Source organism: Rhizobium sp. SG2393, from assembly GCF_042610495.1.
In the GTDB taxonomy this organism is placed as follows: Bacteria; Pseudomonadota; Alphaproteobacteria; order Rhizobiales; family Rhizobiaceae; genus RU20A.
Map to the genome: position 1 here is coordinate 178,231 of NZ_JBHGAP010000007.1, position 14,985 is coordinate 193,215.

Below are 14,985 nucleotides of genomic sequence, written 5' to 3' on the forward strand. Positions count from 1 at the left end.
GGGCTTGACCCGACCATCCATGGGCGAGCGCCGAGGTGGCCGCGTGTATCCCCGGGGCGAGCCCGGGGATGACGGAGGGGAGGCGGTGTCAGGAATTCTCTCGGTGCGCATGCGTCATGCGCCTCGGATTACTTTCAGAGTTTGACGATCAGCGCGCCTGAGCGCGCGATGCAGGAAAGGAAATGCCATGAAGTCCCGCTGGTCTGACCAGGAGTTCAAATCCGTCGTCGATGCCTATGTGGCCAAAGGCGTCAACCGCGATCTTGCGATCCGCACCTATACGACGCGCCTGCTCGGCGTCGATCCGGAGCTGGTACTGCATGGGGGCGGCAATACGTCGGTGAAGACGACCTTCGAGGAGATGGACGGGTCGCGCGTCGATGTGCTCTGCGTCAAGGGCAGCGGCTGGGACATGGGCACGATCGAGCCGCCGGGCCTGCCGGCCGTGCGCCTCGATCCGCTGAAAGCGATGGTCAATTTCGAGACGCTGTCGGATGACGACATGGTCATGCTGCAGCGTCGCCTGCTGATCGATCCGGCCGCGCCGAACCCGTCCGTCGAAGCGATCCTGCATGCGCTGCTGCCCTTCAAGCACATCGACCATACGCATGCGAACGCCATTGTCTCGCTAACGAACCAGCCGCATGGGGAAGAGATCGTCCGTGAGCTGTTCCCGGACGCGATCATCGTGCCCTATGTCATGCCCGGCTTCGATCTCGCCAAGGCCTGCGACAAGGCCTTCAAGGCCAATCCCAAGGCCGATGGCATGATCCTCCTGAAGCACGGCATCTTCACCTGGTCGGAGGATGCGCGCACCTCCTACGAGGACATGATCGCGAAAATCGACAAGGCTGAGAAGCGGATCGCGCAGGGCAGGCCGAAGCCCTTCAAGAGCGTTGCCGTTCCGGCCAAGCTTGCCAGCGCCGCCGAGATCGCCCCGATCATCCGTGGCGCCATCGCCATCGACACGGGCGTCGAGGGGCAGCCGAAGCGCTTCGTGCTGGAGCACCGCACCGGCGAAAAGATCCTCGATTTCTGCAATGCCGAGAACGTCAACAGCCTCGTGCGCCGGGGCAATGCGACGCCGGAGCATGTCATCCACATCAAGCGGTTCGGCGTGGCGCTGCCGGCGCCGGTGGCCGGCGAGCTCGACCAGTGGGCGGAAACGGTGCGCAAGGCGGTTGCCGACTACAAGGCCGAATACACCGCCTATTTCGAGCGCAACAATGCCCGCGTCGGCGGCATCAAGAAGATGCTCGACCCGATGCCGCGCGCCTTCTACGTGGCCGGTGTCGGCATCTTCTCGGCCGGCGCGGCGCGCAAGAATGCGCTTGTCGGCGCCGACGTGATCGAGGCGACCATCAACGTCATCACCAATGCGGAAGGCATCGATGCCTTCGAGGCCCTGTCGGAAGAGGATTTGTTCGACCTCGAATACTGGTCGCTGGAGCAGGTGAAGCTGACCAAGGTGCAGGAAAAGCCGCTGACGCGTCAGGTTGCCATCGTCACCGGCGGTGCCAGCGGTCTCGGCCTTGCGGTCGCCGAAGCGCTGAAGGCGGAAGGTGCGGAGATCGCGTTGGTCGACATTTCCGAGGAGGCCCTGACGCGGGAGGCAAAGCGCCTCGGTGCGCTGCCCGTGGTCTGCGACGTGACGAAGCCCGAAGCGGTCGATGCGGCGGTCGCCAAGGTCGCCGGCCATTTCGGCGGCGTCGATATCCTGATCTCGAATGCCGGTGCCGCCTTCCAGGGCAAGCTGGTGTCGGTGGATGAGGAGACGTTCCGCAAGGCCTTCGACCTCAACTTCTGGAGCCATCACTACATGGCGCGCGCCGTCGTGAAGGTGATGGAGACGCAGAAGACCGGCGGCTCCATCGTCTTCAACGTCTCCAAGCAGGCCGTGAACCCGGGTGCCGATTTCGGCCCCTATGGCACGTCGAAGGCGGCGCTGATGGCGCTGATGCGCCAATATGCGATCGAGCATGGCGCCTCCGGCATCACGTCCAATGCGGTCAATGCGGATCGTATCCGCACGGGGCTCATGACCGACCAGATGGTGGCCGACCGTTCGAAGGCGCGCGGCATCTCGGCGGAGGAATACATGCGCGGCAATCTGGTGCGGCGCGAAGTGACGGGCGCGGATGTCGCGGCCGCCTTCGTGCATCTCGCCAAGGCCCGGACCTCGACAGGGGCGGTCTTGACTGTCGATGGCGGCAATGTCGCGGCGATGATGCGTTGACGGAAAGGAACCGTGCCGGAACAGGGGTTTCGGCACGCTTTCATCTCACGATGGCCCTTGCCAGGGTGGGGGCGATATTGTCTGGAACGGCGGATGGCGCGGTGCCATCCGGGAAGGTGCGTGTGATATGGCAGGGATCCTGATCCTCGGTGCGGGTGTGATGGGCACGGCGCTGGCCGTGCCGGCGGCGGACAACGGGCATGCGGTGACCATCGTCGGGACGCCGCTTGACGGCGCGGTCATCGAACGTCTGAAGACGCCGGGCGGCGTGCATCCGAAGCTTGATCATCCGCTGGCGCCAGGCGTCACGATTCTGTCCAATGCCGAGCTGACGCCGGAGCACATGGCAGCGGCCGATCTCGTCATCATCGGCGTCAGCAGCCCCGGCATTCCCTGGGCCATTGAGAGGCTGAACGAAACGCTGCACGTGCCGAAGCCTGTCGCCTTCGTGACGAAGGGGCTCGACCGGCAGGACGGGCGGATCGTTTCCTATGCCGAGACCATTCCGGGGCAGGTGAAGACGATCGCGTCCTTCATCGGCATTGGCGGCCCTTGCATCGCGCGCGAACTGGCCAACCGTTACCCGACAACCAGCGTTTATTCCTGCCGCGACCGGGCGGCGGCCGATTTTGCGCGCTCCCTGATGCGCACGCCCTATTATCGGCTCGATATCACCGACGATGCGACGGGCGTGGAATGCTGCGCAGCGCTGAAGAACTTCTTCGCCATCGGCGTCAGCGCCATGCAGACCCGCTATCCCGATACCGCACGCGCCGACGGGCAGTCGAAGAACCCGACGGCGGCGGCCTTCACGCAGGCGGCAGCCGAGATGGCGACGCTGTGCGAAAAGATCGGCGGGCGGCGCGAGACGGCCTTCGATCTCGCCGGCATCGGCGACCTGCATGTGACGGTCGGCGGCGGGCGCAACAGCCGGCTCGGGCATGGGCTCGGCAAGGATCGTAGTGTTGACGACATCATGGGGGCGGAGCTCTCCGGCGAGACGGTCGAGGGGATCGACACCGCCCGCGTGCTGGTCGATCTGCTGAAGACGTTGCCGCAGACGCGTCGGGATTTCCCGCTCGCCTGGGCCATCGTCGATGCCGTGCTGGGCGGCGGAAAGCTCGACTTCGACTTCCGGACGCTGTTTGCCTGATCCCTTGCGATATCGCGCAATTGTCACCGCGCTCGCCGGATGATAGGTGCAGTGCAGCAAAGGACATTGCGATGCTGCCTGCCATTCGTGATTACGACGCGCTGATCGCCCGCTTCGAATGGGCCATCCCGCCGCGCTTTAACATCGGCGCGGCCGTCTCGGACGCCTGGGCGACGCGCGAGCCCGATCGGATCTGTCTGGAGCATTTCTCCCCCGACGGCCACCACCAGCGGCTGACCTACGGTGCGTTTGCCGACCAGTCCTCGCGCTTTGCCGCAGCGCTTGCGGCAAACGGTGTGCGTGCCGGCGATCGGGTCGCGATCCTTCTGCCGCAGGGTTTCGAGGCTGCGATCGCCCATGCCGGCATCTACAAGCTCGGCGCGATCGCGCTGCCGCTGGCGCTGCTTTTCGGCGCCGAGGCGCTGTCCTACCGGCTGAAGGATGCCGGTGCGGCGGCGATCGTGACCAACGGCTTCGGGGCGGGGCGGCTTGCCGCGATCCGGAAGGAGCTGCCGGATCTGCGCCTTGTGGTTTCGACGGAAGCGGCGGGAGAGACCCTGTCCTTCCGGGCGCTCGTGGCGGCGCATGATCCGATCGCGGCCATTGCCGATACCGGGCCGGACGATCCGGCCATGATGATCTATACTTCCGGCACCACGGGCCCACCGAAGGGCGCGCTGCACGGGCATCGCGTGCTGCTCGGCCATGTCCCCGGGTTCCAGTTCCACCACGATTTCCTGCCGCAGCCGGGCGACCGCATGTGGACACCGGCCGACTGGGCCTGGGCGGGTGGCTTGCTGAATGCGCTTCTCCCGTCGCTGCTGTTCGGCTTGCCCGTTGTCTCCTCGCCGGCGCAGAAATTCGACCCGCACATGGCCTTCCGCATTCTGGAAGAGATGGATGTGCGCAATGCCTTCATCCCGCCGACCGCGCTTCGGCTGATGAAGGCGGTGGAGCGGCCGCGCGAGCGCTACCGGCTCAACCTGCGCACCATCGGCTCGGCCGGCGAGGCGCTGGGACGCGAGACCTTCGAATGGGCGCGGGATGCGCTCGGCATCGAGGTCGCCGAGTTCTACGGCCAGACGGAATGCAACATCGTTCTCTCCTCGTCGGCTGCCTGCGGGGTCATCAAGGGTGGTTCGATGGGCAAGGCCGCGCCCGGCCATCGCGTGGCGATCATCGATGCGCAGGGCCGTGAACTGCCGGCCGGAACGGTGGGACAGGTGGCCGTCCGGCGGCCGGACCCGGTGATGTTCCTCGGCTACTGGAAAAAGGACGAGGCGACGGAGCGCAAGTTCATCGGCGACTGGATGACGACGGGCGATCAAGGCGTCATGGATCGGGATGGCTATTTCACCTTCTTCGGGCGCGATGACGATGTCATCACATCCTCCGGCTACCGGATCGGGCCGGGCGAGATCGAGGATTGCCTGGTCGGCCATCCGGCCGTACAGCTCGCCGCTGTCGTGGGCAAGCCGGATGCGGTGCGCACCGAGATCGTCAAGGCCTATGTCGTGCTAACGCCCGGCCACCAGCCGTCTGCGGCCCTTGGACGCGAGATCGCCGAGTGGGTGAAGACGCGGCTTTCCATGCACGAATATCCGCGCGAGGTCGCTTTCGTCGATGCCCTGCCCTTGACGACCTCCGGCAAGGTGATCCGCCGCCTGCTGCGCGAGCGGGCGGTGGCCGAGGCGGCCCACGCCGCGGAATAGCTCAACGGCGCGATGGCGACAGCGCGCGGATCTTTTCACGCAGCAGTCGGGCGATGTTGCGGGTGTTGCGGTAGAGGTGAAGCTGGGCGGCCACCTGGCGCACGTCGCGGTCACGGTTCTGGTCAAGGCCGATGACGATGCTGCCGATCTCGTCGCGCTCTTCCCACAGACGGCTCATGACCGGGTGGTCGGGAACGGCGCAGCTGTCGGTTCGCAGAATGTTGGCGTCGTCCAGATGCCATGCCGTCAGTTCGGCCACCAGAAGCTTGCCGGGGGAATAGCGCGCATAGGTCTCGTCATAGGCCGTTTTCCAGGTATAGGCGTCACCGGCCATGATGAAGACGACCATGGCGGCGATCGGCTTGTTGTCGAGGTTGAGCGTGTGGATGCGCACGCCGTCGACTTCCGCGAGATTGGTCACGGCCTCACGGGTGAAGGCGGCGCGGTAGCGATCCATGACGAGTGCGGAGCGCTCCTCGCCCTTCCAGCCACTTGCTTCCAGCGACAGGAAGTCTTCCAGTCTGGCACGGACTTCTGCCGGCTGGCGGGCGACCGTGTAGGTCAGCCGGCCCATTTGCTCCAGCTTGTTCCACTGACGGCGCAGCTCGCGGAAATGCTGCGGGCTGATCGCGTTGCGCAGATAGGCTTCGCCGTCCAGCAGACTTTCGAGCATGGGGCGCTGGACGGCGTCCGTCACCGTCAGCGGCAGGTTGCGACCGATCGCGACAGCCCGCACCAGCTGGGCGACCTTGCCTTTCATGCGCATGTCCGGCAGCACCAGGATGCGCGGCAGGCCGATCTTCGGATCGCGCAGGGCTTCCAACAGGTTGTCGATCGTGACGGAGGCCTCCTCGGCATCGACGAGGGGAACACCCAGCGGACCGAAAGGATTGGACCAGGCCCGGATGATCGGCGCGCCCATGGCAAAACCGGGACGCTCCACGGAGAAGGGCATCAGGAACCGCAGGCGGCTGCTTTCTTCCTTGAAATCGCGCAGGATTGCCAGCTTGACGACGCGGTCCTCCAGGCGCGGCATTGCGGGCGCCAGGAAATTGCCGGTGAAGAAGACGTTCGGCTCGATGGCGCGGTTCGACAGGAACTCCAGTTCCTGCTGCAGCTCGTAGCCGGCCGTCGCGGGATAGATGCTCAGCGAACGGCCGGGACGACCGACCTCGATGCGGATCTCGGGTTTCGGTTCGTCCTGCTGGGCACGATTGAAGCCGGCAAGGTAACCGCCGGTCTTTGCCGCGATATCTGCGGTGACTTGAAAGCGTTCCATCAGGATATTCCAGTCTTCAGGGATGTGGACGGCGCGGGGAGGCGCGCGAAAGCAAACAGCGTGATGCCGAAGGTGCGGCGCACGGCGAGATGCAGCATCAACGCCTCGCAGACCATCGCGCCTGCGGTGGCGCCCGCCGTGCCCATGAGGCCGAAGGCGGGGATGAGCGTCACGTTGAGGGTTACGTTGATGATGAGTGCCGTGGCGTAGAGCATGGCGCAGAGCCGCTGCTGGCCGGCCATGGTCAGAAAGGCTTCCGCCGGGCCGACCAGCGCCTTGGCCATCATGCCGGTGAACAGGATGAACATCAGCGGATATCCGGCATGGAAGGCCGGGCCGAAGAGCGACAGCAGGAAGGGGCCCGCCAGAAGCACGAGCGCGCCGATGCCCAGCGAGGGCCAGAAGGCCCAGCGGGCACTTTCCACCGCGATCGATGCTAGATGGCCGCGATCCTTCTCGGCCATGGCGGCGGAGAAGCGGGGCGCCGAGGCCGCCTTGACCGAAAACATCACGAACTGCACCAACGCCATGGTCTTGGCGGCGGCGAAGTAGATGGCGACGCTTTCGGGATCGAGATAAAGCCCGACGACGATGACGTCGGAATTGGTCAGCAGGAAGCCGAAGCCCTCGATGAGGAAGATGGGCGCCGCGACCTTCAGCCATGTGGCGAAATCAATGGCGAGCGGTCCGCGTGGATAGTGACGGCGCAGCTTGCGGGTCAGCAGGATGTACTGTCCGACACTCGTCACGTAGGTCGCAGCCATGGCGGCCGTCATGGCGATCTTTGCCGTATGCGGTTCACCGGAGGCCGCAAAAAGCATCATGAAGACAAGGATCAGCAGGGGCCGCACGATGTAGGTGGGGCTCAGCGCGCGCAGGGCCCAGCTATGGGCGCGTGCGGTTCCTTCCATGACGTCGCCGAGTGCGATCATCGGCAGGAGGAAGATGCCGAGATAGAGCGGCACGAGGTAGTAGTCCTCGATCAGATCGCCTGCCAGCCAGATGCCGGCGAGGCCGACGGTTGCCAGGACGGTGGCAGCGCCCATCGCAAAGATCCGCACCGTGGCCATGATGCCGCGGATCTCGGCCGTTGCGCCGGCCGCGCCGTATCCCGGCAGGAAGCGGATGATGGTGGAGTGAAAGCCGAAGCAGGAAAGATTGCCGAAGAGAACGGCGAGCGACCAGACGAAGACGAAGATGCCGTATTCGAACTCGCCCATCAGGCGCGCGAGAATGATCTGCGAAACGAAGGCGATAGCGGCCGAGAGCACGCGCACCGCAAAGGCGATCAGCGCCATGCGCTGCGCCAGCGCGCGCGCATCATTTCCGCGCAGGGCATCGACAACCTTGGCGATGATGCCGAAGGCTTTGGACGCAAGGCCCCGCTGCAGCCCTTCTGCTGGCTCTACCGCTGACATGAACGCACTACCCGGACGCAGAACACACTGGCGCTACTCTTGCCCGAACAGCGTTAACAAAGCGTTGGGTAAGGACGAGGTTCCCGATGTTGCGGCGGTCTCACAATGCAGAACGGCCACCCCTTGCGGAGCGGCCGATGCATGCTTTCGGTGCCTTCGTGGAAAGGCTGGCGCCTCAGGCTTCCAGTGCGCCATGGCAGTGCTTGTACTTCTTGCCGGAGCCGCAGGGGCAGGGCTCGTTGCGGCCGACCATGCCCCAGCTCGACGGATCCTGCGGATCGCGGTCCGACGCAGCGACAGCCTGGTAGCCGCCGGCAAATTCATCCTCGCCGGTGGAGGCGTCGATGTGGTGGGCTTCCATTTCCGGCGGGGCCGGCTGCGGCGCCTGGGCGGCTTCCTGAACGATCTCGACGCGCATCATCTGTGCGGTGACGGTCTGGCGCAGGTTGCCAAGCAGCGCATTGAAGAGCTCGAAGGCCTCGGACTTGTATTCCTGCAGCGGATCGCGCTGGGCGTAGCCACGAAAGCCGATGACGGAGCGCAGGTGGTCGAGGTTGACGATGTGCTCGCGCCAGAGGTGGTCGAGCGTCTGCAGGATCACCGAGCGTTCGACATAGTTCATGATCTCCGGCCCGAAACGTTCGGCGCGGTCGGCTGCGGCCTTGTCAGCGGCCTCAGTGATGCGCTCGCGGATATCGGCCTCGTCGATGCCTTCCTCGGCAGCCCACTGGGCGACCGGCAGGTCGAGGTTCAGGATACCGCGGACATCGTTGTTGAGGCCTTCGATGTCCCACTGCTCGGCATAGGCCTTTTCCGGAATGCGCTTGGCGACAATGTCCTCGATGACTTCATGGCGCATGTCACCGATGGTTTCGGTCACGCTTTCGGCGTCCATCAGCTCGATGCGCTGCTCGAATATCACCTTGCGCTGGTCGTTCAGCACATCGTCATATTTCAGCAGATTCTTGCGGATGTCGAAGTTGCGGGCTTCGACCTTCTTTTGGGCGCGTTCGAGTGCCTTGTTGATCCAGGGATGGACGATGGCCTCGCCGTCCTTCAGGCCGAGCTTCTGCAGCATGGAATCCATGCGCTCGGAGCCGAAGATGCGCATCAGGTCGTCCTGGAGCGACAGATAGAACTTGGAGCGGCCCGGGTCGCCCTGACGGCCGGAACGGCCGCGCAGCTGGTTGTCGATGCGGCGGCTTTCATGACGTTCGGTGGCGAGAACGTAGAGGCCGCCGGCAGCGAGCGCCTTTTCCTTCAGCGCCTTGATGTTTTCGCGGATCGCCGCTTCCTGCGCGTCGCGTTCGGGGCCCGGCTCGACGCCGGCCAGTTCGCGCTCGATGCGCATGTCGGCATTGCCGCCGAGCTGGATGTCCGTACCACGACCGGCCATGTTGGTGGCGATGGTGACGGCGCCGGGCACGCCGGCCTGGCTGACGATATAGGCTTCCTGCTCGTGGTAACGGGCGTTCAGGACCTGGAAGTCCTTGAAGCCTTCACGGCGCAGCATCTCGGCCAGAAGTTCGGACTTCTCGATCGAGGTGGTGCCGACGAGGATTGGCTGGCCGCGGCCGCTGGCTTCCTTGATCTCGGTGATGATCGCCTTGTACTTCTCTTCCGCGGTCCGGTAGACCTCGTCGTCCTCGTCGCGGCGCTGGATTGGCAGGTTGGTCGGCACTTCCACGACGTCGAGGCCGTAGATGTTGCCAAATTCCTCGGCTTCCGTCGATGCCGTACCGGTCATCCCGGCCAGCTTGTCGTACATGCGGAAATAGTTCTGGAAGGTGATCGAGGCGAGCGTCTGGTTCTCGGGCTGGATCGTGACGTGTTCCTTGGCTTCCAGCGCCTGGTGCTGGCCTTCGGAATAGCGCCGGCCCGGCATCATGCGGCCCGTGAACTCGTCGATGATGACGATCTCGTCGTTGCGGACGATATAGTCCTTGTCGCGCTGGAAGAGCTTGTGGGCCTTCAGCGCGTTGTTGACGTGGTGGACGATCGCCACGTTCTCGATGTCGTAGAGACTCTCGCCCTTCAGAAGGCCGGCCTGACGCAGCAGGCCCTCGAGCTTCTCGGTGCCCTCTTCGGAGAAATTGGCCGAGCGCTGCTTCTCATCGATCTCGTAGTCTTCCGGCGACAGAAGCGGGATGAAGGCGTTGATCGTGTTGTAGAGGTCGGAACGATCATCCAGCGGGCCGGAGATGATGAGCGGCGTGCGCGCTTCGTCGACGAGGATCGAGTCCACTTCGTCGACGATGGCGAAGAAGTGGTCGCGCTGCACCATCTGGCGGCGGTCGTACTTCATATTGTCGCGCAGATAGTCGAAGCCGAGTTCGTTGTTCGTGGCGTAGGTGATGTCGGCGGCGTAGGCGGCGCGGCGCTCGTCATCGGACAGGCCATGGACGATGATGCCGGTGGACAGGCCGAGGAAGCCGTAGAGCTTGCTCATGATCGTCGCGTCGCGGCTGGCGAGGTAGTCGTTGACGGTCACGACATGCACGCCCTTGCCGGCGAGCGCGTTGAGATAGACAGGCAGCGTCGCGACAAGCGTCTTGCCTTCGCCGGTCTTCATTTCGGCGATCGAGCGCTCGTGCAGGATCATGCCGCCCATCAGCTGCACGTCGAAGGGGCGCATGCCGAGCGTGCGGCGCGCAGCTTCACGGGCGACGGCGAAGGCGGGGATGAGAATGTCGTCCAGCGTCTTGCCAGCGGCAAGTTCCGCCTTGAACTGAGCCGTCTTGCCCTGGAGCTCGGCATCGGAGAGCGCCTTCATCTCGGCTTCGAGCTTGCCGATCGCTTCCACGCGCGGACGGTAGTTGCGGATGCGGCGATCGTTGGACGAACCGAAGAGCTTGCGGGCGATGCCGCCGAGGCTGACCATCAAATGGTCCTTTCTTTCTCATCTGCCGGGTGTCGGCCCGCGACGCGTCAAGACCGACGGCGGGCCCGTTCCCGCCCGGAAACTTTTGTGGACGCGAGGTTGCGTGACAGATAAGAGGGGGTCCGAGTTATGTCAACGGCAGTCCGGGGCGCCAGAGGCTATGAAACGGCCACATTCCGGTGCTTTCCGAGCTGCCACGAGCGGTCCATCGCCGCCCCGTCAACCGAGTTGAAAGGTCATTTTCAGATGTTCAGACAGAGGATGCTTGCCACGGCCGCTTTCGTTGCGGTGCTGACGCTTGGCGGCGCGGCCATGGCGCAGGATGCTGCCGATCCGGTGGTCGCAAAGATCGGCGACCAGGAGGTCAAGCAGTCGGAGCTTAACCTTGCCATCGGCAGTCTCGATCCGCAGCTGCAGCAGCTTCCCGACGACCAGAAGCGCATCGCCGCTCTCTCCGGTATCATTGACGTGAAGCTGCTCGCCAAGGACGCCAAGGCGGAAGGTCTGGAAAACGACCCGGACTACAAGCAGCGCCTCGGCTACATCATCGACCGCGAACTGCACAACGCCTACTTCAAGAAGCATGTCGTTGATGCCGTGACGCCGGAAGAGGTCAAGGCACGCTACGAGAAGGAAATTGCCGCCCTTCCGAAGGAAGAAGAGGTCAAGGCGCGCCACATCCTCGTCAAGACCGAGGATGAGGCCAAGGCCGTGATCGCCGAACTCGACGCCGGCAAGAAGTTCGAAGATCTGGCCAAGGAAAAGTCCACCGACCCGAACAAGGCCGATGGCGGTGATCTCGGCTATTTCACCAAGGGCCGCATGGTCAAGGAATTCGAGGACGCGGCCTTCGCGCTCGACAAGGGTGCCTACACCAAGACCCCGGTGAAGACGCAGTTCGGCTATCACGTCATTCTCGTCGAGGACAAGCGCCCCAAGGCCCCGCCGGCTCTCGATCAGGTCGAGCAGCAGGTGCGCCAGCTCGTCATGCGCGACAAGTACATGGCCGTGCTCGAAAAGGCTCGCGCCGAAACCCCCGTCGACATTGCCGATCCGGCGCTGAAGAAGGCCTACGAAGAGGCCAACAAGCCGGTCTCTGCCGAAGACGCCGCCAAGCCGGCCCCGGCCAACTGACACGGTAACGGTGGTACCGTCGCAGGACGGATACAAATCGATGCCAGACTGCCCCGTCCCGGCGCCCCGTTGCGCCGGGACGATTCATTCGCCAAGCTTTCCATCGAAGACTTCACGCTGACGACCGGACCTGTCATGACCCATCCCGTTTCGCCGCTCGCTCCCAAGACCTATGTCGACATGCCGCCCGTCCGCGGCGTACGCATGGCCACTGCCGCCGCCGGCATCAAGTACAAGGGGCGCACCGATGTGCTGATGATGGTGTTTGACGCGCCTGCGGCTGTCGCCGGCGTCTTCACCCGCTCCAAGTGCCCGTCCGCTCCGGTCGATTTCTGCCGGCAGAACCTGTCGGGCGGCGTGGCGCGAGCCGTGGTCGTCAATTCCGGCAATGCCAATGCCTTTACCGGCAGCAAGGGTCGTGCCTCCACGCAGATGACGGCGGAAGCCGCTGCCGAGGCCATCGGCTGCTCGACGCGAGAGGTCTTCCTGGCCTCGACCGGCGTCATCGGCGAGCCGCTGGATGCCACGAAATTCTCCGGCGTGCTTGGCGATCTCGCGACATCGGCGACGGAGGATTTCTGGCTGGAAGCGGCCAAAGCGATCATGACGACCGATACCTATCCGAAGGTCGCGACCGCCACCGCCGACATCGGCGGCGTGCCGGTGCGCATCAATGGCATCGCCAAGGGTGCGGGCATGATCGCACCTGATATGGCCACCATGCTTTCCTTCGTCGTCACCGATGCCGATATTGCGCCGAGCGCGCTGCAGGCTCTGCTTTCTGCCGGTGTCGCGCCGAGCTTCAATTCGGTGACCGTGGACAGCGACACCTCCACGTCCGATACGCTGCTTCTCTTCGCAACGGGTGCTGCGGCCGGCGAAGGCCAGGTCCGCATCGAGGATGGCGGGGATCCGCGTCTCGACAGCTTCCGCAGCGCACTGAATACCGTTCTGAAGAACCTCGCCTTGCAGGTGGTTCGTGATGGCGAAGGTGCGCGCAAGATGGTCGAAGTGACCGTCGAGGGGGCCGAAAATGATGCCGCCGCCAAGCGCATCGCCCTGTCGATCGCCAATTCGCCGCTCGTCAAGACTGCCGTCGCCGGTGAGGATGCCAATTGGGGCCGGGTCGTGATGGCTGTCGGCAAGGCTGGAGAGCATGCCGACCGTGACCGCCTGTCGATCTGGTTCGGAAATGTGCGCGTCGCCTTCGAGGGCGAGCGCGATCCCTCCTATGACGAGGCTGCGACCACGGCCGTGATGGAGCAGGAAGACATTCCAATCCGCGTCGATCTCGGGATCGGTCTCGGCCGCGCGACGGTCTACACCTGCGACCTGACGAAGGCCTATGTCGAGATCAACGGCGACTACCGGAGCTGACGCCATGGTGGCCGGTACGGAGCGTGGCAGGATCGATCTGCCCATGGTGCGGCGGCTGGAGGCTGTCGGTTTCCGGTCCTGGCCTGCGGCCTCCGTGCACTATGACGGTAGCTGGCTGGTCAGGCTGACGGCCGGTCATGGTTCGAAGCGCCTCAACTCCGTCAATCCGCTCGACCCGTCCGATCATGGCAACCTTGCCGCGCGGCTTTCGCGGGCCGGCACGCGCTTTGCCGAATACGGCCGTCCGCTGACGGTGCGGCAGACACCGCTCTGCTCGCCGGTGCTGGCCGCCCATCTCGACGCGGCGGGATGGTCGCTGCTGGAAGAAAGCATCGTGATGGCCGTGGATCTTCCGGTTGCTGTCCATCCGGCAACCGTTGAACACTTGCCCGTCAAGGATCTCGCCCGTTTCGTGGATGCACGCCTCGCGATCTGCGGAGAGGATGCGCGCGGCAAGGCGGGTCTCAGCGAAGTGATCAATGCAATCCGCGCCGAGACCGGGCTTTTTCTCTTCGAGGAGCCGGACGGCGAGCCGTCTGCGGTGGCGCTCGCGGTGCAGGACAATGACCTTTGCGGCCTGCATCAGATCGCCGTCGCGCCAGCTTTCCGGCGTCAGGGACTTGGCCGTAACATTCTGGCGGCGGCGCTGCGTTGGGCGGCGCTGAAGGGCGCCCGAAAGGCATGGCTTGCTGTCGGCGCCGAGAATGCACCGGCCCTTGCGCTTTACGAAAGTTTCGGCTTTTCCGAAGTCTACCGATACGTCTATCGCCGCCCGGGAGGCGCCTGAATGAGTGATCCGACATCCGCCACGCCGACTGCCGGCCGCAAGATCGTTCTCGTGGCGGCCTGTGCGCTGGTCGATGCGGACGGGCGTATTCTTCTGGCACAGCGGCCGGAGGGCAAGTCGCTGGCCGGGCTCTGGGAATTTCCCGGCGGCAAGGTGGAACCAGGCGAGACGCCCGAGGAAACCCTGATCCGCGAGCTTGAGGAAGAGCTTGGGATTGCCACCAAGGTGGAGTGCCTGGCGCCACTGACCTTTGCCAGCCACACCTACGAGACTTTCCATCTGCTCATGCCGCTGTACGTCTGCCGCCGTTTCGAGGGCGTGCCGCACGGGCGCGAGGGCCAGTCGATCAAGTGGGTGCGCCCGAAGGCCCTGCGCGACTATCCGATGCCGCCGGCTGACGAACCGCTCATTCCATTCCTTATCGATCTGTTGTGAACAACGGCCTTTTGCGGCCGGCATTAATCAATCGTTTATCCTGTTCGGTGACAATTCAAGCCTCGCGGCAGGTTTGCCTGCTCAATGACATGAATGCGAAGGCACGGGCGCTCAGGCGCCCTTCGCCGTTTCGTTGCGTGAGGCGTAAATGGTGGAAGACGATTTCTGGAGAACCGTGCGCGACAAGGATCGCATGATGCGGCACGGACGGCGCATGGGCGCCCTCAATCTCGCCCTCCTGTTCGGTACGGCTGTGATTGCGCTAACGCTGATCCTGACGCCCATGATTGCTGACGACAAGGATACAAGCGTGCTCGCCAGCGCTCCGCTGGACCATGACACGATGACCACCGGGTCAATCCCCGATAGCGGCGAGGCCAAGCGCTACACGGTCCGGCGCAGCGTGCTGCAGCCGACGCCGGGTGCGGTCTGCATCGTCGATGCCAATGGCAGCCAGAGCGGCTGCTGAAAGCGCAGGTTGCAGCCTTTCGGTAACCATTCGTGAACCAAAGAACACGAAACAGCCGATCGAAGCCATTTTCATAAACCAGTCTTCACGGCCTGTGTTTTAGG

The 14,985-nt window shown here is 64.3% G+C and carries 11 protein-coding genes; 8 read left to right on the forward strand and 3 right to left on the reverse strand.

Annotation, left to right across the window (positions count from 1 at the left end; translation table 11 throughout):
• Positions 1-187: 187 nt before the first annotated feature.
• From ACED18_RS15450 to ACED18_RS15460, 3 genes are all read left to right on the forward strand, one after another.
• Positions 188-2,236, forward strand: coding sequence for a bifunctional aldolase/short-chain dehydrogenase (locus tag ACED18_RS15450; RefSeq protein WP_377293788.1), 2,049 nt, complete (start codon positions 188-190; stop codon positions 2,234-2,236).
• A 127-nt stretch (positions 2,237-2,363) separates the two neighbouring features.
• Positions 2,364-3,389 (forward strand): glycerol-3-phosphate dehydrogenase, encoded by a 1,026-nt coding sequence (locus tag ACED18_RS15455; protein WP_377293790.1) that lies wholly within the window; start codon positions 2,364-2,366, stop codon positions 3,387-3,389.
• 71 nt (positions 3,390-3,460) lie between these two features.
• Complete coding sequence (locus tag ACED18_RS15460; RefSeq protein ID WP_377293792.1) at positions 3,461-5,101, forward strand: AMP-binding protein; 1,641 nt, start codon at positions 3,461-3,463, stop codon at positions 5,099-5,101.
• Between the two features lies 1 nt (position 5,102).
• Here ACED18_RS15460 and ACED18_RS15465 read toward each other — a convergent pair whose 3' ends face one another.
• The 3 genes from ACED18_RS15465 to secA form a co-directional block, all read right to left on the reverse strand.
• Positions 5,103-6,380 carry a GNAT family N-acetyltransferase gene (locus ACED18_RS15465; protein WP_377293794.1) on the reverse strand — a complete coding sequence of 426 codons (1,278 nt, stop codon included), beginning with the start codon at positions 6,378-6,380 and terminating at the stop codon, positions 5,103-5,105.
• Complete coding sequence (locus ACED18_RS15470) at positions 6,380-7,798, reverse strand: lipopolysaccharide biosynthesis protein (protein ID WP_377293796.1); 1,419 nt, start codon at positions 7,796-7,798, stop codon at positions 6,380-6,382. Before ACED18_RS15470 ends, ACED18_RS15465 begins: the two co-directional genes overlap by 1 nt.
• Positions 7,799-7,973: 175 nt before the next feature.
• Positions 7,974-10,679, reverse strand: coding sequence for a preprotein translocase subunit SecA (secA, locus tag ACED18_RS15475; RefSeq protein ID WP_377293798.1), 2,706 nt, complete (start codon positions 10,677-10,679; stop codon positions 7,974-7,976).
• A 246-nt stretch (positions 10,680-10,925) separates the two neighbouring features.
• Between secA and ACED18_RS15480 the strand changes: the two genes are divergently transcribed.
• From ACED18_RS15480 to ACED18_RS15500, 5 genes are all read left to right on the forward strand, one after another.
• The gene (locus ACED18_RS15480; protein ID WP_377293800.1) at positions 10,926-11,813 is read left to right on the forward strand and encodes a peptidylprolyl isomerase; all 888 of its coding nucleotides are present in this window, start codon (positions 10,926-10,928) and stop codon (positions 11,811-11,813) included.
• Positions 11,814-11,948: 135 nt separating this feature from the next.
• A complete protein-coding gene (argJ, locus tag ACED18_RS15485; RefSeq protein WP_377293802.1) occupies positions 11,949-13,190 on the forward strand; it encodes a bifunctional glutamate N-acetyltransferase/amino-acid acetyltransferase ArgJ in 1,242 nt (413 codons plus the stop codon).
• 4 nt (positions 13,191-13,194) lie between these two features.
• Entirely contained in the window at positions 13,195-13,977 is a 783-nt protein-coding gene (locus tag ACED18_RS15490) for a GNAT family N-acetyltransferase (RefSeq protein ID WP_377293804.1), read from the forward strand.
• A complete protein-coding gene (gene mutT, locus ACED18_RS15495; protein WP_377293806.1) occupies positions 13,978-14,412 on the forward strand; it encodes an 8-oxo-dGTP diphosphatase MutT in 435 nt (144 codons plus the stop codon).
• Positions 14,413-14,560: 148 nt separating this feature from the next.
• Entirely contained in the window at positions 14,561-14,881 is a 321-nt protein-coding gene (locus ACED18_RS15500) for a hypothetical protein (protein ID WP_377293808.1), read from the forward strand.
• The last annotated feature ends 104 nt before the right edge of the window (positions 14,882-14,985 follow it).